Origin of the sequence: Pararhodobacter marinus (genome assembly GCF_003122215.1) — a bacterium.
Classification (GTDB): Bacteria; Pseudomonadota; Alphaproteobacteria; order Rhodobacterales; family Rhodobacteraceae; genus Pararhodobacter; species Pararhodobacter marinus.
In genome coordinates this window covers 25,586-49,032 of record NZ_QEYD01000018.1, presented here as the reverse complement: position 1 = coordinate 49,032, position 23,447 = coordinate 25,586, and the positions used below count along the sequence as shown (strand labels likewise).

General features: G+C 66.9%; 24 protein-coding genes and 1 tRNA gene. 18 read left to right on the top strand and 7 right to left on the bottom strand.

The features are described from left to right. From glyA to C4N9_RS21195, 3 genes are all read left to right on the top strand, one after another. On the top strand, positions 1-1,287 hold the full coding sequence (glyA, locus tag C4N9_RS21205) for a serine hydroxymethyltransferase (protein WP_109535345.1): 1,287 nt from the start codon (positions 1-3) through the stop codon (positions 1,285-1,287). Between the two features lie 91 nt (positions 1,288-1,378). Continuing rightward, positions 1,379-2,146, top strand: a complete 768-nt coding sequence (locus C4N9_RS21200; protein ID WP_168192314.1) for a DUF817 family protein — start codon at positions 1,379-1,381, stop codon at positions 2,144-2,146. A 7-nt stretch (positions 2,147-2,153) separates the two neighbouring features. After that, a complete protein-coding gene (locus C4N9_RS21195; protein ID WP_109535343.1) occupies positions 2,154-2,927 on the top strand; it encodes an alpha/beta fold hydrolase in 774 nt (257 codons plus the stop codon). 18 nt (positions 2,928-2,945) lie between these two features. Here C4N9_RS21195 and C4N9_RS21190 read toward each other — a convergent pair whose 3' ends face one another. Both C4N9_RS21190 and C4N9_RS21185 read right to left on the bottom strand, forming a co-directional pair. After that, entirely contained in the window at positions 2,946-3,128 is a 183-nt protein-coding gene (locus C4N9_RS21190; RefSeq protein ID WP_109535342.1) for a hypothetical protein, read from the bottom strand. Positions 3,129-3,229: 101 nt separating this feature from the next. Next, positions 3,230-3,541: a hypothetical protein gene (locus tag C4N9_RS21185; RefSeq protein ID WP_109535341.1), complete on the bottom strand. Its 312-nt coding sequence runs from the start codon at positions 3,539-3,541 to the stop codon at positions 3,230-3,232. Positions 3,542-3,650: 109 nt separating this feature from the next. Between C4N9_RS21185 and C4N9_RS21180 the strand changes: the two genes are divergently transcribed. From C4N9_RS21180 to C4N9_RS21165, 4 genes are all read left to right on the top strand, one after another. Further along, positions 3,651-3,726: transfer RNA gene (locus tag C4N9_RS21180), tRNA-Val, on the top strand. 415 nt (positions 3,727-4,141) lie between these two features. Further along, the gene (locus C4N9_RS21175) at positions 4,142-4,375 is read left to right on the top strand and encodes a hypothetical protein (RefSeq protein ID WP_109535340.1); all 234 of its coding nucleotides are present in this window, start codon (positions 4,142-4,144) and stop codon (positions 4,373-4,375) included. Positions 4,376-4,471: 96 nt separating this feature from the next. Continuing rightward, positions 4,472-4,705 carry a hypothetical protein gene (locus C4N9_RS21170; protein ID WP_109535339.1) on the top strand — a complete coding sequence of 78 codons (234 nt, stop codon included), beginning with the start codon at positions 4,472-4,474 and terminating at the stop codon, positions 4,703-4,705. Between the two features lie 124 nt (positions 4,706-4,829). Then, the gene (locus C4N9_RS21165) at positions 4,830-5,492 is read left to right on the top strand and encodes an NUDIX hydrolase (protein ID WP_109535338.1); all 663 of its coding nucleotides are present in this window, start codon (positions 4,830-4,832) and stop codon (positions 5,490-5,492) included. Positions 5,493-5,502: 10 nt separating this feature from the next. On the opposite strand, the gene C4N9_RS21160 is transcribed toward C4N9_RS21165, so the two are convergent. Then, positions 5,503-8,466 (bottom strand): tetratricopeptide repeat protein, encoded by a 2,964-nt coding sequence (locus tag C4N9_RS21160; RefSeq protein WP_109535337.1) that lies wholly within the window; start codon positions 8,464-8,466, stop codon positions 5,503-5,505. A gap of 108 nt (positions 8,467-8,574) precedes the next feature. After that, positions 8,575-9,345, bottom strand: a complete 771-nt coding sequence (locus C4N9_RS21155) for an amidohydrolase family protein (protein ID WP_109535336.1) — start codon at positions 9,343-9,345, stop codon at positions 8,575-8,577. A gap of 95 nt (positions 9,346-9,440) precedes the next feature. Here C4N9_RS21155 and C4N9_RS21150 point away from each other — a divergent pair, with 95 nt between their 5' ends. From C4N9_RS21150 to C4N9_RS21100, 11 genes are all read left to right on the top strand, one after another. Further along, positions 9,441-10,169 carry a GntR family transcriptional regulator gene (locus tag C4N9_RS21150; protein WP_109535335.1) on the top strand — a complete coding sequence of 243 codons (729 nt, stop codon included), beginning with the start codon at positions 9,441-9,443 and terminating at the stop codon, positions 10,167-10,169. 27 nt (positions 10,170-10,196) lie between these two features. Continuing rightward, positions 10,197-11,147 carry a tripartite tricarboxylate transporter substrate binding protein gene (locus C4N9_RS21145; protein WP_109535334.1) on the top strand — a complete coding sequence of 317 codons (951 nt, stop codon included), beginning with the start codon at positions 10,197-10,199 and terminating at the stop codon, positions 11,145-11,147. Then, positions 11,144-11,581 carry a tripartite tricarboxylate transporter TctB family protein gene (locus C4N9_RS21140; RefSeq protein WP_109535333.1) on the top strand — a complete coding sequence of 146 codons (438 nt, stop codon included), beginning with the start codon at positions 11,144-11,146 and terminating at the stop codon, positions 11,579-11,581. Before C4N9_RS21145 ends, C4N9_RS21140 begins: the two co-directional genes overlap by 4 nt. Positions 11,582-11,596: 15 nt before the next feature. Next, positions 11,597-13,096 (top strand): tripartite tricarboxylate transporter permease, encoded by a 1,500-nt coding sequence (locus C4N9_RS21135; protein ID WP_109535332.1) that lies wholly within the window; start codon positions 11,597-11,599, stop codon positions 13,094-13,096. A gap of 319 nt (positions 13,097-13,415) precedes the next feature. Continuing rightward, positions 13,416-14,096 (top strand): GntR family transcriptional regulator, encoded by a 681-nt coding sequence (locus tag C4N9_RS21130; RefSeq protein ID WP_109535331.1) that lies wholly within the window; start codon positions 13,416-13,418, stop codon positions 14,094-14,096. A gap of 50 nt (positions 14,097-14,146) precedes the next feature. Continuing rightward, positions 14,147-15,685 (top strand): gamma-glutamyltransferase family protein, encoded by a 1,539-nt coding sequence (locus C4N9_RS21125; RefSeq protein ID WP_109535362.1) that lies wholly within the window; start codon positions 14,147-14,149, stop codon positions 15,683-15,685. Positions 15,686-15,713: 28 nt separating this feature from the next. Next, entirely contained in the window at positions 15,714-16,199 is a 486-nt protein-coding gene (locus tag C4N9_RS21120) for a TRAP transporter small permease subunit (RefSeq protein WP_168192313.1), read from the top strand. Then, the gene (locus tag C4N9_RS21115; RefSeq protein ID WP_109535329.1) at positions 16,196-17,752 is read left to right on the top strand and encodes a TRAP transporter large permease; all 1,557 of its coding nucleotides are present in this window, start codon (positions 16,196-16,198) and stop codon (positions 17,750-17,752) included. The genes C4N9_RS21120 and C4N9_RS21115 overlap by 4 nt, the downstream gene beginning before the upstream one ends. A gap of 29 nt (positions 17,753-17,781) precedes the next feature. After that, complete coding sequence (locus tag C4N9_RS21110; protein WP_168192312.1) at positions 17,782-18,861, top strand: TRAP transporter substrate-binding protein; 1,080 nt, start codon at positions 17,782-17,784, stop codon at positions 18,859-18,861. Positions 18,862-18,918: 57 nt separating this feature from the next. After that, the gene (locus C4N9_RS21105; protein WP_109535327.1) at positions 18,919-19,740 is read left to right on the top strand and encodes a sulfite exporter TauE/SafE family protein; all 822 of its coding nucleotides are present in this window, start codon (positions 18,919-18,921) and stop codon (positions 19,738-19,740) included. A 16-nt stretch (positions 19,741-19,756) separates the two neighbouring features. Further along, positions 19,757-21,202, top strand: a complete 1,446-nt coding sequence (locus C4N9_RS21100) for an amidase (RefSeq protein ID WP_109535326.1) — start codon at positions 19,757-19,759, stop codon at positions 21,200-21,202. 113 nt (positions 21,203-21,315) lie between these two features. Here the strand turns inward: C4N9_RS21100 and C4N9_RS21095 are convergent, their stop codons facing one another. The 3 genes from C4N9_RS21095 to C4N9_RS21085 all read right to left on the bottom strand — a co-directional run bounded on the left by C4N9_RS21095 (position 21,316) and on the right by C4N9_RS21085 (position 23,357). Next, positions 21,316-21,870, bottom strand: coding sequence for a fasciclin domain-containing protein (locus tag C4N9_RS21095; protein WP_109535325.1), 555 nt, complete (start codon positions 21,868-21,870; stop codon positions 21,316-21,318). Positions 21,871-22,104: 234 nt separating this feature from the next. Continuing rightward, on the bottom strand, positions 22,105-22,791 hold the full coding sequence (locus C4N9_RS21090) for an anti-sigma factor (protein WP_109535324.1): 687 nt from the start codon (positions 22,789-22,791) through the stop codon (positions 22,105-22,107). Further along, positions 22,788-23,357: a sigma-70 family RNA polymerase sigma factor gene (locus tag C4N9_RS21085; RefSeq protein ID WP_109535323.1), complete on the bottom strand. Its 570-nt coding sequence runs from the start codon at positions 23,355-23,357 to the stop codon at positions 22,788-22,790. The genes C4N9_RS21090 and C4N9_RS21085 overlap by 4 nt, the downstream gene beginning before the upstream one ends. Positions 23,358-23,447: the final 90 nt, after the last annotated feature.

Here is a 23,447-nt window from a genome sequence, read left to right as displayed (position 1 = left end):
ATGACTGCCCAGAACGGTTTCTTCACCGAAGACCTCGCCACCCGCGATCCCGAGATCGCCCGCGCCATCGGCCTCGAACTGGGTCGCCAGCGCGACGAGATCGAGCTGATCGCGTCCGAGAACATCGTCTCGAAGGCGGTGATGGAGGCGCAGGGTTCGGTGATGACGAACAAGTACGCCGAGGGCTATCCGGGCAAGCGCTATTACGGTGGCTGCCAGTATGTCGATATCGCCGAGGAACTGGCAATCGAGCGGGCAAAAGAACTGTTCGGCTGCAACTTCGCGAACGTGCAGCCCAATTCGGGCAGCCAGATGAATCAGGCCGTGTTCCTGGCACTGCTGAAGCCCGGCGACACCTTCATGGGGCTCGACCTGAACTCGGGCGGTCACCTGACCCATGGCTCGCCGGTCAACATGTCGGGCAAATGGTTCAACGTCGTGTCCTACGGCGTGCGCCAGCAGGACCAGATGCTGGACATGGACGAGGTCCGCGCCAAGGCGCGCGAGCACAAGCCCAAGCTGATCCTTGCCGGTGGCACGGCCTATAGCCGCACCTGGGACTGGGCCGCCTTCCGCGAGATCGCCGACGAGATCGGCGCCTATCTGCATGTCGACATGGCGCATATCGCGGGTCTCGTGGCCGGCGGGCAGCATCCCTCGCCGCTGGAGCACGCGCATGTCGTCACCTCGACCACGCACAAATCCCTGCGCGGTCCGCGCGGCGGCCTGATCCTGACCAATGACGCCGACATCGCCAAGAAGATCAACTCGGCGGTCTTCCCCGGTCTGCAGGGCGGCCCGCTGATGCATGTGATCGCGGCCAAGGCCGTGGCGTTCGGCGAAGCGCTGAAGCCCGGCTTCAAGGATTACGCGGCGCAGGTCGTCAAGAACGCGCAGGCGATGGCCGACCAGCTGATGAAGGGCGGGATCGACATCGTGTCGGGCGGCACCGACAACCACCTGATGCTGGCCGACCTGCGGCCGAAGAAAGTGACCGGCAAGGCTGCCGAGGCCGCGCTGGGCCGTGCGCATATCACCTGCAACAAGAACGGCGTGCCGTTCGACCCGGAAAAGCCCTTCGTGACCTCGGGCATCCGTCTGGGTACGCCCGCCGGCACCACGCGCGGTTTCGGCGAGGCCGAGTTCCGTGACATCGCCGACTGGATCGTCGAAGTGGTCGACGGGCTGGCTGCGAATGGCGAGGACGGCAACGCCGCGGTCGAGGACGCCGTGCGCGCCAAGGTCCAGGCGCTGTGCGACCGCTTCCCGCTCTATCCGGGGCTCTGACCGCTTGAGCGGTCAGGCAACACGCAGCCTTGAGCGCGCGCTGGGCGATTTCGCCCGCGCGCGCCTTCCGCATGCGGTGCAAGAGCCAGCGATGTTCGTGCTGAAGCATCTGTGGGCGGGCCTGTTCGGCGGGGTGCTGATGGTCGCCATCTTTGCCACCAACGCGGTCTGGAATGACGCCTGGACCGTCGCGCGTTATGACGTGCTGCTGGCGATTGCGGTCGTGGTGCAGGGGGGATTCATCCTGTTCCGGCTGGAAAGCCGCGAGGAAATCGCCGCGCTGGTGGGGTTCTCGATCCTCGGGATGGGGATGGAATGGTACAACACCGCCGCCGGCAACTGGACCTATCCCGAACACGGGGTCTTCGCCATCGCGCATGTGCCGCTTTTCGTGGGGGCGATGTACTCGGCCGTCGGTGTCTGCGTGATCCGCATGATCCGCATTTTCGAGATGAGTTTCACCCCCTTCCCGCCGCGCTGGGCGGCGCTGGGGCTCGCGGCCCTGATCTATGTGAATTTCTTCACCCAGCACGTCTTTTTCGACATCCGATACGCGCTGTTCGCGGCGCTCGCCGTCCTGTTCTGGCGCACGAAGATCTGGTTCACTCCGTTCCGTGGCCGGCGCTGGTACATGCCGATGCTGCTGTCGCTGTTCCTGTCCGCCCTGGGCGTCTGGCTGGCCGAGAATCTGGGCACGCTGACCGGGACCTGGCTTTACGACGGGCAGGAAACCCATGAATGGGTCAGCCTTGCCACGCTGGGATCCTGGGCTTTGTTCCTCTATGTTGCGCTGATGGTGGCGCTGGCCGTGATGCCGGGGGCCACGCGGCGCCAATCCGTCATTCCCCGCACAGCCTGAGATCTTCATGCCGCTTCTGACCCTGACCCGCGACGGAACACCCTCGGAAATGCCGGGCCTGCTGATCGTGCATGGCCTGTTCGGCTCGGCGCGGAACTGGGGGGCGATTGCCAAGCGGATGTCGGACAGCCGCAGCGTCGTGTCCGTCGACATGCGCAACCATGCCGACAGTTTCTGGGACGACGCGCACGACTATCCCGCCATGGCCGCCGATCTGGCTGCCGTGATCGAGGCCGAGGGCGCGCCCATGGACGTGATGGGCCATTCGATGGGCGGCAAGGCGGCGATGCTGCTGGCGCTGACGCGCCCCGATCTGGTCAACCGGCTGGTCGTCGCCGATATCGCGCCGGTCGCCTATACCCATACCCAGAACCATCTGGTCGAGGCGATGCAGGCCATGGACCTGACCGGGATCGAGAACCGGCGCGAGGCGGATGCCCGGCTGGCGCAATCCGTGGACACGCCCGCCGTGCGGGCCTTCCTGCTGCAATCGCTGGATCTGAAGCCGGAACCGGCGCGCTGGAAGCTCAATCTGGATGTTCTGGGCCGGTCGATGGATCAGATCATCGGTTGGGTCGATACCGAGGGCCTGACGCCCTTCACCGGCCCCACGCTGTTCCTGTCGGGCGCCGAGTCCGATTACGTCCAGCGAGACGCCCGCCCCGGGATCCTGTCGCTGTTCCCTGAAGCGAAATTCGCCAAGATCCCCGGCGCGGGCCACTGGCTGCACGCCGAGAAACCGCGCGAATTCGAGGCGGCGCTGCGGGTCTTCCTGGATTGATGGGCCGGGTCGGCCCGCTCAGATGTTTTCCAGCTTGCGCGCCACGAGCCAGCTGACCGGCAGCCCAAGGACGGCGCCGATCACGGCGGCGACGATGATCGCCTGGAACTCGTACAGGTTCAGCGAGACCGCCGCGACGACACCGATCCCGGCAAGGGTCGTGCCGATCACCGCGTAGAGAATCATCATCAATCTGGCCATGAGGGGTCCTCGTTCCGTGGTCGTTTGTCCCGAGTTTCACCCTGCGCGGGCGCAATGTCCTTGATCTCGCGCAAGTGACGCGGCGAAAGCAAAGGGCAGGCTCATGCAGCCGGGCAACGCACGCGGAAATTCATCACCCCGCTATCCCCGTCCGCGCTGCCCTCGATCACCTGGCAGCCGGTGGCCCGTTCGGCGGCGACCCGCATCGCGCCCAGGATCTCGACATGCTCGCGCCGTCGCGCATAGCCCATGCGGATCACCTGCACATGGGTGCGCGTCCCGCTTTCGCGGCGATACACGGCATAGTCGCGCCCGGCGATGGTGACGGTTTGCGCCTCGGCCCCCCAGTAACGGCGGTCGGGGGACGCACAGGCGGCCAGCATCAGCACGATCAGGAACGGAACGATACGCATCGGCGCAGGATGCCGGGGCGCGGTTAACGGGCGGTTAACAGCGAGGGGCCCGCGTTGTGCGACGAGCGCTCTTGCAGGGTCGCGCCGCCATGCGCTATCAGGGCCGCGCGGGTGATTAGCTCAGTTGGTAGAGCGTCTCGTTTACACCGAGAATGTCGGCGGTTCGAGTCCGTCATCACCCACCAGCCTTCCTTCATGTTTGGGTCTGCACGAGCCGCGGTGCCGGTTGCCTTCGCCTGCGGCGCCCGCACCCGGCGCGGCAGGCATCGGCGCTGAGGAACTCCGGCATCGTCACCGTCGGGGCAGCCGGGTTCTGCATGGGCCCGGGTGCCGAGTCGCCCTGTCGCTGTCCGGGCAGCGTGAGCAGCGGCTTTCGCGCCTGGAATCAAGTCGATTCGCGCCGTGATTCCCTGCCGAAACGGGTGCGGGAACGCCACGTCTCTGCCGAAAATCTCAAATAAAATATCAATCAAACAATGGGTTATGAGATTTCCGTCTATCTCCCACAATAAGTGTGTTTACAACACTATCACTTAGTGTCATAACTACACCATAGAAAGACAGAACACCAACCCACACACAGCTCAAAAGGAAAACACCATGTTCAAGATCGCCCTCATCGCCACCGCCCTGTCCGTCACCGCCCTTGGCGCCCACGCCGCGCCGACGAGCCTGGACACCCTCGCCCCCGCCAGCCCGCAGGCCTCGCTTCTCGACATCGCCGGGCCGGCAGCCGAGGCCGCCGCCGACTACGAACAGACCGCCTATTACTGCGGCTGGGTCACGGTCTACGACGCCTGGGGCAACTGGGTGACCGTCTGGCAGTGCTACTGATCCGACGGGCGGTGCCGCCGCTCCCGCGGCACCGCGAAACCCCCACAACCGATTAACCCCCGATTTTTCTCGCTCTCAGTTCAAAAGGAAAACACCATGTTCAAGATCGCCCTCATCGCCACCGCCCTGTCCGTCACCGCCCTTGGCGCCAACGCCGCTCCGACGAGCCTGGACACGCTCGCCCCCGCCAGCCCGCAGGCCTCGCTTCTCGACTTCGCCGGGCCGGCAGCCGAAGCCGCCGCCGACTACGAACAGACCGCCTATTACTGCGGCTGGGTCACGGTCTACGACGCCTGGGGCAACTGGGTGACCGTCTGGCAGTGCTATTGATCCGCAAGGCGGTGCCCCGGCCCAAGGGGCACCGCCATCCTTTCCGGACCCGCACACGGCAAAAAATTCCTGTCATGGCCGCCCGGATAGGTTAGTCATTCCGTCAGACACAGAGACAGGCACCATGAGCTACACATACGAGTTTCCGCGCCCCAGCGTGACGACGGATATCCTGGTATTCTCGATTCGCGACGCGGTTCTCCAGGTCCTGCTTATCGAGAGAAAATTCGATCCGTTCAAAGGCGCCTGGGCCATCCCGGGCGGTTTTGTGCAGATGGAAGAAGACCTTATGCAAGGGGCCCTTCGCGAGCTGGAAGAGGAAACCGGGCTTGCCGGGATCCCGATCCGGCAGCTGGGCGCCTATGGCGAGCCGGGCCGCGATCCGCGCGGCCGGGTGATCACCATCGCCTTCATCGCCCTTGTCCCCTCGGCCGATCTGATCGCGAAAGGCGGGAGCGATGCGCAGGATGCGCGCTGGTTCCCGGTGGACGACCTGCCGCCGCTGGCCTTCGATCACGCGCAGATCGTCGCGGATGGCCGGGCGCAGCTGGCGCGGGACGTCACGGCGTCGATCAAGGACAGCGCGCTGGTCGCCTTCGATTTCCTGCCCGCGAAGTTCACGCTCTCGCAGGCGCAGGAGGTGTTCGAAACCCTGCGCGGCGAAGCGATGGACAAGCGCAATTTCCGCAAATGGCTGTCCAACGAATGGACGATCGAAGATACGGGCGAAAAGTCCACAGGCGGGCGCCATCGTCCCGCCGCGCTGTTCCGGCTGAAAGTCTCGTGACGGCTGCCGATCACTCGGTCCCGGGCTCGCCCTGCAACAGGGACAGCCTGTCACGCAATTGCCCGGGCCAGGTTTCCTGATCGGGCTGCAGCCGCCCCGCCTGTTCCAGCCGCGTGACGATATCCAGCGCTTCCTGCAGCGCCTCGACCGCCGGACCCGGGGTTTCGGCGCGCGACAGGTTGTAGAGGTTCGACACAAGCTGCGCCTGCACCGCCGGATCGTCGGGCGCCCGCGCGACAAAGAGGCGCCGGATCGCCAGCGCGTCGCGATAGGCGGCCCGCGCGGCCTCAAGATCGCCCGCCTGCAGGCTCAGCCCGCCGACCCCGTCCAGGCTGAGAACAAGGTCCTGCTGCCAGAGGGCATTGTCCGGCTCGATGGCGACGAGCCGCCGCGCCAGATCCAGCGCCTCGCCGAATGCCTGCCGCGATTCCGCGTCCTCGCCCGCCACCGCGTAAAGAAAGCCGCTCCTGTTCAGGATCTGGACCAGGTCGCGCAGCCATTGCGGATTGTCCGGGTCGCTGCCGAGCAGCTGGCGCAGGATGTCGGCCGCTTGCCCGAAGGCATCGAGCGCGGCCAGACGGTCGTTCCGGCCGAGATACAGATCGGCCATGCGGTTCAGCCCGAACGCCACGTCGTGCTGCCATTGCCTGTGGGTCGGATCGAGCGCGACAAGATCGCGGGTGAGGGCCAGCGCTTCGGTATAGGCGGCGAGGGCTGCATCGGGCGCGTCCAGCATCCGACGAAGATCGCCGATCTTGTTCAGGGTGATCGCGATGTCGCGGCGCCATTGCGTGTTGCCTGGATCGGTCGCGACGAGCCGGCGGACGATCGACAGCGCCTCTTCATAGGCCGAGAGCGCCGCGTCTATTTCGCCTGCCGAACGGTGCAGATCGGCGATCCGGTCCAGCCCGATGGCCACGTCGCGCTGCCATTCGGAATTGGCCGGATCCGTTGCGGCGAGGCTACGGCGGATTTCCATGCCTTGCCGATACGCCGCCTGCGCCGCTTCGACGTCGCCGCCCTGCAGGCTCAGGTCGCCGACCCTTTCGAGCGTGATCGCGATGTCACGCTGCCATTCGGTATTGCCCGGATCGGAGGCGGACAGATCCCGCACGATACCGAGCGCTTCGCGATAGGCCTCGAGCGCCGGTCCCGGATCGCCCAGCCGCCGGTACAGATCCCCGATCTTGTTGAGGCTGATCGCGACATCGCGTTGCCATTCGGTATTGCCCGGATCGACGGCGGCAAGGTGGCGCACGATGTCGAGACTTTCCTCGAAGGCGTCGCGCGCGGCCTCGGGGCTGCCCGTGGCCAGAAGGACATCGCCGATCTTGTTCAGCTTGATCGCGACATCGCGCTGCCACAGGGTGTTGCCGGGGTTGATCGCCACCAGCCGGCGCGCAATTTCCAGCCCCTGCCGGTAGGCGGTCAGCGCGGCGGCCGAGCGTCCCGCCCGCAGGTGCAGGTCGCCGATATGGGTCAGGCTGACTGCGTAATCGCGCTGCGCGCGGGTATCGGCGCCGTCCTGTTCCGCAAGGCGCCGCCGGATGGCAAGCGCTTCGGAAAAGACCGCAAGCGCCTCGTCGATGGCGCCGGTGCGCAGATGCAGCTCGCCGAGCCGTTCCAGGATGATCGAGGTGTCGCGTTCTTCCGCGGGATCATAGGGCCCGAACCCGGCCAGCCTGCGGCTGATGGTCAGCCCCTCGCGGAAGGCGTCGGTCGCGCCCGCCACGTCGCCCGCCTGCAGGCGCAGATCGCCCACCCGCTCCAGCGCGACCGCGATATCCCGCTGCCACAAGATGTTGTCGGGCTCTTTCTCCACGAGGGCCGCCAGAACCTCGTACGCGCGCTCGGCCGATGACAGGGCCCGTACGCGCTGGCCCGCCCGGGCATAGACTTCGGCAAACTCGACCCGCATGGCCGCCTCGATGCGCAGCAGCTGGGAATTGGCCGGCTCGGCGGCGAGCAGGCCCATCACCGCCTCTTCGGCCCGCGACAGGATCGCTTCGAGGCTCTCCAGCCGCAGCCCTTCGGCGTCCTGCAAACCCTGCGCGATGTCGAAGACCAGGGCGTTGATGGCTCCGCTGGCGGTGCTGAAATTGCGCTCGGCCCGGTCGCGCTCGGCGGCGACCTGGATCAGCGCGCTTTCGGCGCGGGCGGTCTGTGCCTCGGCAAGGCGGGCATTCTCTTCGGCGCGGCGGCGTTGGGCCTCGGCTTCGTCCCGCGCGGCGGTCGCGATCCCGGTCTGCTCTTGCGCCAGCCTCTCGTTCTCCAGCGCGGCGTTCCGCTGCACCCAGGCGAACGAGGCCAGCAGGCTGACGAAAACCAGCGCGACCAGCGCGCCGCCCGCGATCCGTCTCTGGCGCCGCGACTGGGCGCGCCGGCTGGCAAGGATGAAGGCGCCATGCAACTCGGTCGGCTCGGGCGCGTTGCGGGGCTGCGACAGAAGCCAGCGTTCCGCATCGTCCAGATCCTGACCGCGCAGAAGCTGTGAACCAGACCGGACCGAGGTCTGCCAGCGGGCGGCCAGTTCCGCCAGCCGCGTATGTTCGCGGATCCAGTCGATATCGAGGCTGACGGCATAGCGGATCTTGGCCAGCCCGGTCGCGTAATCATGCGCGTCGGTCAGGAAGATGTAGTTCAGTTTCGAGACGACCGCCGGTACCTCGCCGTCGATCTCGCCGATGACGACGGGAATGATCCGCTTGTTGAGCGACTCGGCCAGCCCCAGCTCCCACTGGCAGACCGGCGACCGGATCGAGGACGGCGAAATCGCAAACAGGATCGTGTCGCTTTCGCGGATCAGCTTTTCCAGCCGGGGCTTCCATTCCTCCGTCGGCAGGATGTCGTGAATGTCGCGGAACACCGTGAGGTCTTCGTCGGACGACAGGGCGTCATAAAGCTGCCCGATCCGATCGTCGTCGTTCCGGGAGTAGGAAATGAAGAGTTTGGTCGTCGTGCGCTGCTCTGTCACCGGCTCTTTCCCCGTGCCGAAGTGTGAGCCCCGTCGCGGACGGAGTCCAGTCCGGCGGCGGGATTGCAGCGGGGCCTGTCGGGCAAACGGGCGGGGCAGTGGCCGGGCTTATGCCACGGCCAGCCCGTACAGGGTCCGGGCGGCGGCGGCATCGTCGATCCGGTCGGCGGCCTCGGCCAGGAGACCGCGGTATTCGGCGCGGGATTCGTGGCGGGTATGGGGCCAGTCGCTGCCCCAGACGAAGCGATCGCCGGGCAGGAGCGTCAGCAAACGGTCGATATGCGCCCTGGGATCGCGCTCGGCCCGGTAGGGCGCACTGATCTTGACGAAGACCCGCTCGCGCGAAGGCAGGGATTCCAGCGCGTCGATCCAGGGTTCCCGCTCGGCCGTTGCGCGGGGCAGGCCCAGATGGTCGATCACCACCGGAACCGCCAACTGGCCAAGCGCGGGCAGATACCCGGCCAGTTTCGGGCTTTCGAGCTGGATCTCAAGATGCATCCCCAGCGCCCGCAGCATCGCGGCAAGGCGCTGCACGACCGGATCCGACGGATCGGGCAGATCGGCGCCCTGTACGAGGTTCCACCGCAACCCCGTCACGCCCGCCGCCGCAAGCGCTTGAAGCGCGCTTTCGTCAACATCGAGGGCGGTGACGGCGATGCCCGAGAACAGCCGGCGGTCCAGCCCGGCCAAGGCATCGACCAGCTGCGAATTGTCGGTGCCCAGGAAGCTGACCTGAACGATCACGCCGCCCGAGAGGCCCGCGGCCCTCTGCCGGGAAAGCCAGTCCGCCAGGGGCGCCGTCGCGGATGGCACATAGCGCGCGCCGGACACGGGCAAGAGACGCTCGTAGACATGCGCATGGCAATCAAAACGGATCACGGAGCCCCCCAGTCTCACCGACACCTTCTATGGTTCTATATAGAACTAGTTGACTGAAGGGGTCAATTGCTCTATCCCGAGATCAGGAGGATTCCATGACCGCATTCAGCCCCCTGAGCGACACGCGCCTGCCGGCCTATCAAAGGCTGCGCGACGACATTGCCCGCCGCATTGCCGCGGGCGAGTGGGGGCCCGATGACGTCCTGCCGTCGGAGAACAAGCTGTCGGCCGAACACGCGCTCAGCGTGGGCACGGTCCGCAAGGCGATCCAGCAGCTTGTCGACGAGGGTCTGCTCGAGCGTCGGCAGGGGTCGGGGACCTTCCTGCGCAAACCCGCCTTCGACGCGACGCTGTTCCGCTTCTTTCAGGCACGCGAAGCTGATGGCGCACCCAGCATTCCCTCAAGCCGGCTGATCTCGCGCGAGCGGGTCGTGGCGCCTGCTTTCGTGGCAGCGGCGCTGGGCACCGACGCGGTGATCCGCATCGAGCGTCTGCGCTGCCTCTCCGAGCAGCCGTTCCTGTCCGAGACGCTGTATATCCCCGCCGACCGCTTCCCCGGCTTCGAAACCATTCCTGAAACCGAGATCGGGCCGCTTCTGTATCCCGTCTATCTCGACCGGTTCGGCATTTTCGTCGCGCGGGCCGAGGACGAGGTGCGCTTCGGCACTGCCGATGCCGCCACGGCCCGCCGTCTCGATATCGCCGAAGGCGCGCCCGTCGCGCTGATCGAGCGACTGGCCTTTGCCATGTCCGGCGAGCCGGTCGAATGGCGCATCGCCTGCGGTCCCGCCGACCGCTTCCGTTACCGCAGCCGCATCGGCTGACCCACCATCATCCAAGGGAGGACCACGATGAAAACCCTCATGCTCGGCGCTGCTGCGCTGCTTCTCGGCACGACCGCCGCCCAGGCGGACTATCCCGAACGCCCGATCGAAATCACGGTGCCCGCCCCGGCCGGCGGCGGCACCGATACCAGCGCCCGCATGCTGTCGACGCTGCTGGAAGCCGAGCTTGGCACCTCGATCGCCATCCTGAACGCGGCCGGCGGCGGCGGCTCGGTCGGTGTCACCCAGTTCATGCAGGCGCGCAATGACGGGTATTCGCTGCTGGCGACCTGGAACAGCCCGATCACCACCGTGCCGCAGATGCAGCCCACGGCTTACGCGCCCGACAGCTTCGTGCCGGTCGCCTCGACCTCGCAGACCGCCTATACGCTCTGCGTCGCCCCCGATTTCCCCGCCGAAACCGGCGAGGAATTCCTGGCCGAGCTCGCGGCCAATCCGGGCCGCTATACTTATGGCAATGACGGGATCGGCGGCACGATGCAGCTGGCCGCCGAACGCATCTTCCAGGCGCGCGGGATCGAAACCGTCGCCGTGCCCTTCGGCGGTGCGGGCGAGACGCTGCAGAACTTCCTCGGTGGCCATGTGGACATCTATGGCGGCTCGATCTCGCCGGTGCTGCCCTATGCCGAGGCCGGCGAGGCGAAATGCCTGCTCGTCACCTCGGCCGAGGCCGTGCCCGCCCTGCCGCAGGCCGCGGGCCTGGGCGATCTGGGTCTGGGCGACGAGGAAACGCTGCTGTGGCGCATGGTTCTGGCCCCGGCCGGCACCGATCAGGCCATCGTCGACCGTCTGATCGCCGCGCTGGAGACCACCGTCACCTCGCCCGAATACGTCGAGTTCCTGGCGGGCGTGGGCGAAGTCCCGAACGTCGTCACCGGCGCGGCCCTGGGCGAGCGCCTGCAGGGCGAATTCGACGCGCTGGCCGAGGTGGCCCAGTCGCTCGGACTGGCACAATGACCGCGCGCGGGCAGGATATCGTTCTTGGCGTGCTTTTCGCAGGCCTTGGGCTGGCCGCAGCCTGGCAGGCGATGGGCTACCGGGGCGCCAGCGGGACCTACCCGCTGGTGCTGGGGCTCGGGCTTGCCACGCTGGGGCTCCTGCTCGCGCTTCGATCCCTGTGGAGCGGCGCCCGGGTGCCGCGTCCGCTGGTCGATCACCCGCGCCATGTCGCGGTAACGGTGGTGGTCGGTGCGGGCTATCTCGCGCTGGTCCCGGTGCTGGGCTTCTACGCCGCCTCGGCGCTGGTCGCCCTGGTGCTGCCCGCCGCGCTGGGTTTCCGGCGTCCGGTCTTCGCCCTCCTTGCCGCCGCCGGCTTCATGGTCGTCGTCTGGCTGGTCTTTACCGGCCTTCTGGCCAAACCCCTGCCGACCGGCTTCTGGTCGCGCTGGTAAGCAGGAGCCCCTGACATGGAACTTCTGACGCAGATCGCGGGCTCGGTCCTGTCGCTGGGCTCGGTCGCGGCGATGCTGGGCGCGTCGCTTCTGGGCGTGCTGATCGGCGCGCTGCCGGGCCTGAACCCGGTCATGGCCATCGCGCTTCTTCTGCCGCTCACCTATTCGATGGAGCCGCTTATCGCGCTCGGCATGGTGGCGGGGATTTATAACGGCTCGATGTATGGCGGGGCGATTCCGGCGATCCTGATGCGGATCCCCGGCACGCCCGCCGCCATTGCCACCACCTTCGACGGCTTCCCGATGACCCAGCGCGGCGAGGCCGCCCGCGCGCTCAAGATCGCCTGCTGGTCCTCGGCCATCGGCGGCACCGCCTCGGCGCTGGCGCTGATGACCATCGGCCCGCTTCTGGCCCGCGCGACGCTGCATTTCGGCCCGGCCGAGTATTTCTGGATCGCCATGTTCGGCATGGCCTCGATCGGTGTTCTGGTCGGCGACGACGCGCTGAAGGGGCTGATGGCGGCGGTGCTGGGGCTGCTTCTGGGCACCGTGGGGTTGGACAACCTGTCGGGGATCCCGCGTTTCACCTTCGGCGAACCGTGGCTGCTGAGCGGGCTGGATCTGATCGTGATCCTTGTCGGGCTCTACGCTTTGCCGCCGGTCATCGCGCTGGCCGAGCAGGCGGACCTGAAGGGGCTTTCGGCGGCGGCGCTGAAACTGGGCCGGGCGCGGCTCGGCTGGGCCGAGATCCGGGGCATGGTTCCCACCTGGATGCGGTCGTCCTTCATCGGCATCGGCGTAGGCATCCTGCCCGGCGCGGGTGGCAATATCGCGGCTTTCCTCAGCTACAGCGCGGCGAAAAGCGCCAGCAAGGACCCCGACAGCTTCGGCAAGGGGAACCCGCAGGGCGTGGCGGCGGCGGAATGCGGCAACAACGCCGACAACGCGGCTTCGATGATCCCGGCGCTGGCTCTGGGGATTCCGGGCAACGTGGTGGCGGCGCTGGTTCTTGGTGCGCTTCTGATCCACGGGCTGCAGCCGGGGCCGCAGCTTTTCCACCAGAACCCGGCGCTGGTTGGCGGGTTCATGGCTCAGATGCTGATCACCTCGCTTCTGATCCTTTTGGTGGGGGGCGCGGCCGCGACCCGCGTCTTCGCGCAGGTTCAGCGCCTGCCGGGGGTGCTGCTGGTGCCGATGATCCTGGTTCTGATGGCGGTCGGCGTCTATGTCATCAATGGTCGCGTGGTCGATCTTTGGGTCATGTTCGCTGCGGGTCTTGCCGGCTATCTGCTTGAAAAGCTGTCGTTCCCGCTGGCGCCCGTGGTGCTGGGCCTGATCCTGGGCCCGATGGCCGAGCAAAGCGTGCGCCGCGCGCTGCTGATCAGCCGGGGCGATGCGACCGAGCTGCTGACGCGCCCGATCTCGGCGGTGATCGCCGTGGCGACGCTGGGACTGATTCTATGGCCCTTGCTGCGGGCCTTTCAGCGCCGGCGCCGCGCCGCCGCCCGGGACTGAGCACTCCGCTCCGGCGCACCGAGACGCGCAGAGCCACACCGCGTTACGATCTGAACAGGGGCCATCCTCGCCGCAGCGAGGGTGGCCCTAACGCTGTCAGCGGTCCGGTGCGGACCTGTCGCGCCGTCCCGAAAGGGCGCTGAAGTCTTCCCCCCGCGCATCCGGCCACCACGCGAATTCTGCGCTCGACCGGGCATGGACTGGAAAAATCCAATTAAATCAGTATTTTGCCATCCTGTATCACAAATGAAATTCTTGTATGCAATTTTTCTTTACAGAATACAAAATGCCGGTTTAGCGTAATGGGACAGGAGACATCATGCCCCATACCTTGCGCCAGAAGATCGCTGACCTTGTTCTCAACGGAGAGCTTAAGCCGGGCGACCGGCTGGACGAATTGTCGCTTGCCGACCGTTTCGGCGTGTCCCGGACCCCGATCCGCGAGGCGATCCGGCAGCTCGGCGCCTCTGGCCTGATCGAAATCCGGCCCCGCCGTTCGGCCGTCGTGCGCAGCTTCGACCGCACCGAGCTGAGCGAAGCCTTCGAGGCGATGGGCGAGATCGAGGCGCTGTGTGCCTCTCTTGCCGCCGTGCGCATGAACGAAGCCGAGCGGCTGAAGCTGCGCGCGATCATGGCGGCCTCGGAAGATCTGAGCGCGCGCAATGACAGACCTGCCGCGCTGGAGATGGATTTCGAGTTTCATGGCCATCTGCACGACGGCGCCCGCAACCGGATGCTCAAGACGGTGGCCGAGGAAACGCGGCTGCGGATCACCCCCTACAGTGCCGCGCTCTACATGATGGAGGGCTACAATGCCGACCTCCGGCGTCCGCATCTGCAACATGCGGCCATTGCCGATGCCGTTCTGGCCGGGAACGGCGACGACGCCGCGCGGCTGATGCGCGAGCACATCGCGCAGGCGCTTATCTCTCTCCAGCAATTTTTCGAAGACACGCAGTCGCGGTCAGACGCTCCCAAAGTGAAAGGCGAAGTCAGGTGACACATTCCTATCAAGGGCCCGGACGCGCGCCGATGTATGCCACCGAGGCGATGTGCGCGACCTCGCATCCTGCTGCGGCCCGTGTTGCGCTGGACATTCTGGGGCAGGGCGGCAACGCCGTCGATGCCGCGGTCGCCGGTGCCGTCGTGCTTGGATATTGCGAACCGGCGATGTGCGGGCTGGGCGGCGATGTGTTCGCGCTGATCCACGATGCGAAGACCGGGGAAAGCCGGGGGCTGAACGGGTCGGGGCGCGCGCCTGCCGCGCTCGATGCCGCCGATCTGCGCGCGCAGGGAATGACGGCGGTGGGGCTCGATTCGATCCATGCCGTGACGGTGCCGGGCGCTGTCGACGCTTTCGACCGGCTGATCGCGCAGGAGGGGCGGCTCGATCTTGCCGCGGTGCTGGCGCCGGCGATCCGCGTGGCCGAACAGGGCGTGCCGGTCCATCGTCGCACCGCCATCGACGGGACGACCTTTGCCCCCCGGTTGAAGGGCGCAGGGCGGGACCATTTCCTGCGTGACGGGCACAGCTATCGCGAGGGCGAGGTTTTCAGCGCTCCCGGGCAGGCCGAGGCGCTGCGTCTCATCGCCCGCGAGGGTGCGCGCGCCTTCTACGAAGGCCCGGTGATGGAAGACATCCTCGACACGCTTCGGGCCGAGGGCGGCCTGCATACGGCCGAGGATTTCGCACGCACCGAGGCCACGCCGGTCACGCCGATCCGGCGCGCCTATCGTGGTCACGACCTGGTCGAGCTGCCGCCCAACGGGCAGGGCGCGACGGCGCTCTTGCTGTCCGGGCTTCTGGAGCGGTTCGATATCGCCAGCCTCGATCCGAATGGCGCCGAGCGCGTCCATATCGAGGCCGAAGCGACGCGGCTGGCCTATGCCGCGCGCAACCGGTTCATCGGCGACCCGGGCCAGGGTGCGCTCAATCTCGACGGAATGCTGTCGGAAGCGGCCATCGACGAGATGGCAGCCCAGATCGATCCGACCCGCGCGGGGCAACCCCTTCCGCCCCGTCCCGAGGCGCTTCACAAGGACACGGTCTATATCACCGTGGTCGACGGCGAGGGTCTGTGCGTGTCGCTGATCTATTCGCTGTTCTGGCCCTATGGGTCGGGGTTTGCGTCCAAGCGGTTCGGCATCCCGCTGCACAATCGCGGGGCCGGGTTCACCTTGCAGGACGGGCATGTGAACGAGCTGAAGGGCGGCAAGCGGCCCCTCCACACCTTGCTGCCCGGCTTGCTCGAGGTCCCGGGTCAGTACGCGATGCCTTTCGGCGTGATGGGCGGAGCCTATCAGGCGACCGGCCACGCGCATTTCGTCTCAAACCTTGTCGATTTCGGCATGGATGTGCAGGCGGCGATCGACGCCCCGCGCAGCTTTCTCGACATCACCTCGGGCAAGCTGGAAATCGAAAGCACCTTCGACGAGACCGTCGCGGCCAAGCTTGCCGAAATGGGGCATGACGTGACGCGGGCCGACATCGGCATGGGCGGGGCGCAGGCCATCCGCCGGGACGCCGCGACCGGGCTCCTGACCGGCGGCAGCGATCCGCGCAAGGACGGCGTGGCGCTGGGGGGCTGAGATGAGCACTCAACCCTCCGGACCCCGAATGAGACTCAGCTTTTCCGGGACGCTGCGGGGGGTTGCAGCCTTTGCCGTCGTCGCCCTGCTGATGGTGCAGATCGTGATCGTCGCCCTGCGCTATGTCTTCTCGCTGGGCGCGCCCTGGGCGACGGACCTGTTGACCTATCTGTTCTTCCTCATCGTGTCGCTGCCGCTGGTCGGGGTCATCCTGAACAATGAAAGTGTCCGGGTGGACGTGTTCAGCGGCCGGTTCCCGCCACGCCTGCGCCGCGCCATCGATCGCGTCGCATTGCTGGGCCTGCTGTTCCCGGCCTCGGCCTGGGCCGCGTGGAACGCGGTGCCGATGGTGCGGACATCGTGGCGGGTGCTGGAAAGTTCGCCCACGCTCGGCGGGCTGCCGGGATTCTTCGTTCTCAAGACCGTGACGGCTCTGGTTTTCGCCGCGCTCGCCCTCGTCGCGCTGATCGTCGGACTGCGGCCCGGCCTGTACGGGAAGGATGACCAGACATGAGCGCGGCGCTTCTGGCCCTTCTGGGCGTGCTGCTGCTGGGCGGCATCCTGTCCGGCGCGCCCGTGGGCTTCGTCCTGCTGGGTGTGCCGACGCTGGTGGCCTTTCTGGGAGCCGGGCTGGGCGTCTTCGACCTTGCCTTTCTCTCGGCCTTCCCGTCGCGGGCCTTCGGCATCCTGACCAACGACGTGTTCCTGTCCGTGCCGCTTTTCGTGCTGATGGGCGGGCTACTGGAGCGGTCCGACATCGCCAAGCGCATGATGCTGACGGCGGGCGCCTTGTTCGGCAACCGCCGGGGCGGCATGGCCTATGCGGTGGTGATCGTGGGCGCCCTGCTGGCGGCATCGACCGGGGTGATCGGCGCGACCATCTTCATGCTGGGCCTGATCGCGATGCCCGCCATGCTGCAGGCCGGGTATTCCAGATCGCTGGCTTCGGGCGTGATCTGCGCCTCGGGCTCGCTGGGCCAGATCATCCCGCCGTCGATCCTGCTGATCCTGCTGACCGATCAGATCTCGTCCGCGTATCAGGCCGGACGGCGCTCGGCCGGGGAATGGGCGGTCGAGCCGGTCTCGGTCGGCGACCTGTTCGCGGGGGCCTTCATCCCGGGCCTGATGCTGGTCGGGCTGTACCTGATCTATATCTTCATCACCGCGCTGCGCCGCCCCGAAAGCTGCCCGCCGGTGATCCAGCGCGACGAACAGGGCCACAGAACCCGGCCCGGACTGGGCGAAGTGACCTATTCACTGGTCCTGCCGCTGCTGCTGATCCTGATCGTGCTCGGCTCGATCCTTGGCGGGATCGCCACGGCGACGGAAAGCGCGGCGCTGGGGGCTGCGGGCGCGCTTGTGATGACGGCGATGGACCGCGCCGGGGTGCCGCGCTGGCGGCGGGCGCTGATGATCGCGGTCCTGCCGGCCGCCTTCGCGCTGGTTCTGGTCAAGGTTCTGGGCGGGGCGCAGGCATCGCCGCTGACGGCCGCGATCGGCACTGGGGCGCTGGTCACGCTGAGCCTGGGTACGCTGGCCGCGCTGATCCAGGAGTTGCGGCGCGGTGGTCTGTGGGATGTCGCGCTGAGCGCGGCCAGCATGGTGTCCATGCTGACGCTGATCGTGCTGGGGGCGACCATGTTGTCGCTGGTGTTCCGGGGCCTGCATGGCGAAGCCATGGTCGAAGAGTTCCTGCACGGGCTTCCGGGCGGCAGCCTTACGGCGGTGCTGGTCGTCATGGCCATCATCTTCGTGCTGGGCTTCATCATCGAATATGTCGAGATCATCTTCATCGTCGTGCCGATTGCCGGACCGCCGCTGATGGCTGCCGGGGTCGACCCGGTGTGGTTCGCCATTCTCATCAGTCTGAACCTGCAGATCAGCTTCCTGACGCCGCCCTTCGGCTATGCGCTGTTCTACTTCCGGCGCGTCGCGCCCCCAAGCGTGCAAACCCTCGACATCTACAAGGGGATCGTGCCGTTCATCCTCTTGCAGATGGTCGCGCTGACCATCGTCTTCCTGGTCCCCGACCTCGCGACATGGTTGCCGGACGCGATCTACCACTGAACGGCGCAGACAACAGGGAGTACAAGATAATGAAAAGAAGAACATTCCTCTCCAGCGCAGCGGTCGCTCCGGCGGCTCTGGCAGCCCCGACGATCGCCCGCGCGCAGGCTCAGCATAACTGGAAACTGGTGACCTCGGTGCCGCGTGGCCTGCCGGGGCCGGGTGTTTCCGCCCAGCGATGGGCCGAACGCATCACGCAGATATCCGAAGGGGCGATCAACGTTCAGGTGTTCGGCGCCGGCGAACTTGTCGCGCCTTTCGCCACACAGGAAGCCGTGGAAAGCGGCACCGCCGAGGTCTATCACGGCTCGGGCACGTGGTTTTCGGGCCGCGACATTGCGCATGCCTTCTTCACCGCCGCGCCCTTCGGCCTGACCTATGACGAGATGCACGCCTGGATGTATTTCGGTGGCGGGCAGGAGCTTCTGGACGAATTCACCAATGACCGCGGCCTGAAGATCTTTATCGGAGGCGGTTCGGGTGTCCAGACCGCCGGCTGGTTCAAGCGGGAGATCACCTCGCTCGACGATCTTCAGGGGCTGAACTTCCGCGCCGCCGGGCTTTATGGCGAGGTGCTGCGCAAACTGGGGGTGAACCCGACCTCGATCCCGCCCGGCGATATCTTTGCGGCCCTTCAGGCGGGCACGCTGGACGGGGCCGAATGGGTGGGGCCGTCCAACGACCTGGCGTTCGGCCTGCAGAATGTCGCGGGCTACATGTACGCCCCGTCGCCCGTCGAAATCTATGGCGGCATCGAGTTCGGGATCGGCATGGAAGCCTGGGAAGCGCTGACCGACAGCCAGCGGCTCATGGTCGAGACGATCACCGAGGCCGAGGCCAACAAGTCCTCTGCCGACACGTTCCACGCGAATCTCGCGGCCTTCGACAGGCTGCGCTCGAATCCCGATCTGACCATCGCCGAGTTCCCCGACGATGTCTGGGACGGGATCGAGACCGCCTGCGCCGAAGTCATCGAAGAGGTGAAGGAGACGAGCGACTTCCACCGCCGCTTCGTCGATGCCTATTACGACTACGTGCGGCAGGCGACCGGCTACAAGCAATTCTACGACACCGGCTTCATGGTGCGTCGTCAGAACTTCTTCCTGTGACACCAAGGGCGGACCCGTCGTCAGCCGGGTCCGCCCCAGACCGAAAGACACCCCGTCATGACCATGGATCCCGCGCTGCTGGTTCAGTTGCTGGTGCTGCTTCTGCTGATCGGCGCCTTTGCCGGTGTGCTGGCCGGCCTTCTGGGCGTCGGCGGCGGCATCGTGCTGGTGCCCGCCTTTTATTACGGCTTCACGCTTCTGGGTTTCGCCAGCGACGAACTGATGCAGATCTGCATCGCCACCTCGCTTGCCACGATTGTCGTCACTTCGGCCCGGTCGCTGAATGCCCATAACAAGCGCGGGGCCGTCGATTGGGCGATCCTGAAAAGCTGGGCGGCGGGTATCCTGATCGGCGCGGCGCTTGCGGTCTTCGTGGCGGCGCAATTGCGTTCGTCCACGCTGCAGGGAATCTTCGGCGCGCTGGCGTTGATCGTCGGCCTCTACATGGCCTTCGGACGCGAGAAATGGCAGCTCGCCCCCGAGATGCCCGGCGGAATCGTCCGCGCCGTGGCCTCGCCGTTGATCGGCTTTTTGTCGGTGCTCATGGGGATCGGCGGCGGGTCGTTCGGCGTTCCGTTCATGACCCTGCACGGGGTCGCCATCCACCGTGCGGTGGCCACGGCGGCAGGGTTCGGCCTGATGATTGCCGTGCCATCGGTGATCGGGTTCGCCTTTCTGCCGATTGCCGTCCATCCGCCGCTGACGCTGGGCGCCATCAATATTCCCACCTTCCTTGTCGTGGTGTCGATGACGCTGCTGACCGCGCCGCTCGGGGCGCGGCTGGCGCATGCCACGCGGCCCGTTCTGCTGAAGCGGATCTTCGGCGTGTTCCTGATTCTGGTGGCGCTCAACATGCTGCGCCGCGCGTTCGGGTTCTGACACGAAGGAGATCGCCATGACCGGCGAAACCCCCGTCTATTCCGGCCCCGATATCTGCGCCCTGAGCGCGGTCGAGGTTGTCGATATGCTGCGCCGCCGTGAAGTGTCGCCCGACGAGCTGATCGCCGCATCGCAGACGCGGCACGCTCAGACCGACCCCGCCATCAACGCGATGCCGACGCCCTGTTTCGACCGTGCCCGCAAGGCGGCGCGCGCGCTGTCCCCGCCCTCTGAGACGCGCGGCGCGCTCCATGGTTTGCCTGTGGGGATCAAGGATCTGACGGCCGTCGCGGGGGTGCGCAGCACCTGGGGCACTCCGGCGCTCGCGGATTACGTGCCCGAGGCGTCGGACCCTCTGGTCGAGCTGATCGAGCGGCGCGGCGGTCTGGTCATCGGCAAGACGAACACGCCGGAATTCGGCGCCGGCGCCAACACGTTCAACGCCATCTTCGGCGCGACCCGCAACCCGCATGACACGCGGCTCAATCCGGCGGGATCGTCGGGCGGAGCGGCGGCCGGGCTGGCGGTGGGGCAGACCTGGCTCAGCCATGGTTCCGACCACGGCGGCAGCCTGCGCACGCCCGCCGCGTATTGCGGTGTGGTCGGCCTGCGGCCCAGTCCCGGCCTCGTGGCGGGGGGGCCTGCGCAGGGGGGCTATATCACCGAGGGCGTGCAGGGGCCGATGGCCCGGTCGGTCACGGACCTGGCCCTGTTTCTCGACACGATGACCGGGTTCGATCCGCGCTATCCGCTGTCCTACCCGGCCGATCCCGCGCCCTACCGGGACGCGGTTACCCGGGCCGAACCTGCCGATCTACGCATCGGCTACATGCCCGATCTGTCGGGCGAAAGCGCCGTCGATCCCGAGATGCGCTTCCATATCGACGCGGCGATGAGCCGGTTGTTGGCGGCGGGGGCGTCGGTCGACATCGTGACGCTGGACCTGTCGGGGATGCGCCGGGCCTATTACGTCCAGCGCGGCCTGCTCTGGGCCACGCTGATGCGCGACATCGAGCCCGAGATCCGCGCGGGGTTCAAGCCGACGCTCGAAGGCAATCTGCGCGACGGGCTGGCGCTGACGATGGACGACATCATCGATTCGCAGCTGATCCGCTCGCGGCTCTACGATGCGGTTCAGGGTGTCTTTGCCCATGTCGACGTGCTGGCATGCCCGGTCGTGGGCACGATGCCGCACAAGGTAGAGGAAGAATGGGTGCGCCGGATCGACGGAAAAGAGCTGAGTTTCTACATGGATTGGCTGGATTGCGGTTTCCTGGCCACCGTGCTCGGGCTGCCTGCGCTGTCGGTGTCCGCGGGTCTGGATGCGGCGGGTATCCCGGTCGGGTTGCAACTGATCGGCAAGCCGCGCGGCGAGCGGGACCTGCTGGCTGCCGCGCGCGCGGTTGAGATGGTTTTCGGCGGTCCCCTGCCGGTGATCGACCCGGTCATCCGACACGCGTAACGGCGGTCGGACAAGCGGACATGAAAACGCCCCGGCGCGAACGCCGGGGCTGGGGCTGCCAACATGATTGGGGGCATGCGACAGCCCGTTCGGGATGGTCCGGTAACCCGGACTTACATCGCCGGCATCAGGACCGTGTCGATCACGTGGATGACGCCGTTCGACTGGTCGACATTCTCGATGGTGATGTTGGCGCTGTTGCCCATGCCGTCACGGATGGTCACCGGCGCGCCGGTCGCGGCCTGAACCAGCGTGAAGGTGCAGCCGCCGACCGTTTCGAAGCTGTGCGTGCCGCCATCGGCCTGCGCCATGTTTTCCAGCTGGTTGTAGAACACTTCGCCCGGGATCACGTGGCAACCGAGGATGGTCTGCAGCTGCTCGCGGTTTTCGGGCTCGAGCAGGCTCTCGACGGTGCCGTCGGGCAGCGCGGCAAAAGCTTCGTTGGTCGGCGCCAGCACGGTGAACGGACCTTCGCCCATCAGCGTCTCGGCCAGACCGGCAGCCTGCACGGCGGCCACGAGGGTGGTGTGATCGGCCGAGTTCATCGCGTTTTCGACGATGTTGCGGTCGGGGAACATCTCGGCGCCGCCCACCATCGGGTTCTGCGCCAGAGCGGCGCCGGCGGTCATGGTGGTCAGCGACAGGGTGGCAGCGATAAGGGTTTTCATAAGAACTCTCCGATTTGTGGTAACGGGCTTCATTGCCCTATGCCCCGAGATACGAAGCGAAACCGGACGAGTTTCAGCCGGACGAAAATTGTTGGTCACAGAAGCGTGAGCGCTCATGGGGCTCGTGCAACACGCCTTGGCGTCACCCCGGATCGCGGCCCGGCCAACAAAAAGGCGCCGGGGCTTTGCCCGGCGCCTGTCCTTGTTTGCGGTGGTGCGTCTGCGGTGTCGCCCTCAGTCGCCGAGGGTGAGTTCGGCGGTCATCAGAACCGGCCCGGTCGGCCCGGCATCGGGCGAACCGCCCAGCGGCTCGAGGCTGACGGCCAGCGTCACCCCGGCGTCCAGCTCGGCCGGGATCTCGATCGCCTCGCCGCGCAGGATGCCCAGCGAGCGGGGCACGCCATCGGCGCCGATCGACCACAATTCGTAATCGCGCCCCTCTTCGGCTTCCGGCCCGCGATGCGCGACCTGCAGCACACCCGCCTGGTAGCTGGCGTCGAAGGCCAGCTCGCCCGCATCGAGGCGCGCGACCAGCGGCGCCGCGGTGGGCTGCGGCCAGAACAGCACCGCCAGCACCACGACCGCCGCACTCAGCGCGCCGGCGAACCACAGCCGCCAGCCCGCGCCCTGACGACGGGTCGCCAAGGCGGGTTCCGGGGTCGCGGCGGGTTCCCCGAACAGCGCGGCTTCGACCTTTTCGAGCGTGCCGGGATCGACCGGCCCTTCCTCGTAGGCGGCGTTGAGCAACGCAAGCCTGCGCTCCCAATGCGCCACCCGCTCGGCAAAGGCGCCGTCGGTTTCCGAGCGCGTCTGCGCGCTGCGGCGTTCATCGCCGGACAGGACACCCAGGACATACTCGGCCGCGAGCAGATCGTCGCGGTCGTCGGGGGGCCAGTCGTCGGGTTCGAAAATGTCGCTCATTGGTCCATGCACTCCCGCAGGCTCAACAGGCCGCGGCGCAGCCACGTTCGCATTGTGTTAAGCGGAATGCCATGCCTCTCGGCCAGTTCCTTGTACGAGAGCCCGTCCATATAGGCGCCTTTCACCGCCGCGGCGCGTTCGGCGTCCATGGCGTCGAAACAGGCGACGACGCGCTGGGCCTCGCCCCGCGCGACCAGCGATTCCAGCACGCCCGCCTTGCGGTCGGCGATCCGGTCAAGCGGGTCCTGCCCGTCCTCGTCGCGGGCGGTTTCCTGGTACATCCCCGCGCGGGCGGGACGGGCGCGCAGGCGGTCCAGCGCGTGGTTGCGTGCGACGGCAATCAGCCAGCTCATGCCCATGCCTCTGTCGGGACGGAATTGAGCGGACCGCTGCCAGACGCGAATGAAGACTTCCTGCATGGCATCGTCCACCTCGGTACGGTTGCCGAGGATACGGTACAGGACGCCGGAAAGTTTCGGCGCGGTGCGGGCGTAAAGATCGTGAAACGCCTGTCGATTCTGCGCGGCGACGGCCTGCAGCAGCACCCCTATCGGATCATCGGACAAGACAGTCTCCCTCGCTACAACGCGCCTCGCGTTCAGCTAGCCCGCATTCCGGACGGGTCCAGCGAAGAATCCGGCTGGACAGAGGGGCGC

What these genes read in the sequence shown, in the direction of transcription:
- glyA (WP_109535345.1), top strand. Translation starts at nt 1, where the DNA reads ATGACTGCCCAGAACGGTTTCTTCACCGAAGACCTCGCCACCCGCGAT.
- C4N9_RS21200 (WP_168192314.1), top strand. Translation starts at nt 1,379, where the DNA reads ATGTTCGTGCTGAAGCATCTGTGGGCGGGCCTGTTCGGCGGGGTGCTG.
- C4N9_RS21195 (WP_109535343.1), top strand. Translation starts at nt 2,154, where the DNA reads ATGCCGCTTCTGACCCTGACCCGCGACGGAACACCCTCGGAAATGCCG.
- C4N9_RS21190 (WP_109535342.1), bottom strand. Translation starts at nt 3,128, where the DNA reads ATGGCCAGATTGATGATGATTCTCTACGCGGTGATCGGCACGACCCTT.
- C4N9_RS21185 (WP_109535341.1), bottom strand. Translation starts at nt 3,541, where the DNA reads ATGCGTATCGTTCCGTTCCTGATCGTGCTGATGCTGGCCGCCTGTGCG.
- C4N9_RS21175 (WP_109535340.1), top strand. Translation starts at nt 4,142, where the DNA reads ATGTTCAAGATCGCCCTCATCGCCACCGCCCTGTCCGTCACCGCCCTT.
- C4N9_RS21170 (WP_109535339.1), top strand. Translation starts at nt 4,472, where the DNA reads ATGTTCAAGATCGCCCTCATCGCCACCGCCCTGTCCGTCACCGCCCTT.
- C4N9_RS21165 (WP_109535338.1), top strand. Translation starts at nt 4,830, where the DNA reads ATGAGCTACACATACGAGTTTCCGCGCCCCAGCGTGACGACGGATATC.
- C4N9_RS21150 (WP_109535335.1), top strand. Translation starts at nt 9,441, where the DNA reads ATGACCGCATTCAGCCCCCTGAGCGACACGCGCCTGCCGGCCTATCAA.
- C4N9_RS21145 (WP_109535334.1), top strand. Translation starts at nt 10,197, where the DNA reads ATGAAAACCCTCATGCTCGGCGCTGCTGCGCTGCTTCTCGGCACGACC.
- C4N9_RS21140 (WP_109535333.1), top strand. Translation starts at nt 11,144, where the DNA reads ATGACCGCGCGCGGGCAGGATATCGTTCTTGGCGTGCTTTTCGCAGGC.
- C4N9_RS21135 (WP_109535332.1), top strand. Translation starts at nt 11,597, where the DNA reads ATGGAACTTCTGACGCAGATCGCGGGCTCGGTCCTGTCGCTGGGCTCG.
- C4N9_RS21130 (WP_109535331.1), top strand. Translation starts at nt 13,416, where the DNA reads ATGCCCCATACCTTGCGCCAGAAGATCGCTGACCTTGTTCTCAACGGA.
- C4N9_RS21125 (WP_109535362.1), top strand. Translation starts at nt 14,147, where the DNA reads ATGTGCGCGACCTCGCATCCTGCTGCGGCCCGTGTTGCGCTGGACATT.
- C4N9_RS21120 (WP_168192313.1), top strand. Translation starts at nt 15,714, where the DNA reads ATGAGACTCAGCTTTTCCGGGACGCTGCGGGGGGTTGCAGCCTTTGCC.
- C4N9_RS21115 (WP_109535329.1), top strand. Translation starts at nt 16,196, where the DNA reads ATGAGCGCGGCGCTTCTGGCCCTTCTGGGCGTGCTGCTGCTGGGCGGC.
- C4N9_RS21110 (WP_168192312.1), top strand. Translation starts at nt 17,782, where the DNA reads ATGAAAAGAAGAACATTCCTCTCCAGCGCAGCGGTCGCTCCGGCGGCT.
- C4N9_RS21105 (WP_109535327.1), top strand. Translation starts at nt 18,919, where the DNA reads ATGACCATGGATCCCGCGCTGCTGGTTCAGTTGCTGGTGCTGCTTCTG.
- C4N9_RS21100 (WP_109535326.1), top strand. Translation starts at nt 19,757, where the DNA reads ATGACCGGCGAAACCCCCGTCTATTCCGGCCCCGATATCTGCGCCCTG.
- C4N9_RS21095 (WP_109535325.1), bottom strand. Translation starts at nt 21,870, where the DNA reads ATGAAAACCCTTATCGCTGCCACCCTGTCGCTGACCACCATGACCGCC.
- C4N9_RS21090 (WP_109535324.1), bottom strand. Translation starts at nt 22,791, where the DNA reads ATGAGCGACATTTTCGAACCCGACGACTGGCCCCCCGACGACCGCGAC.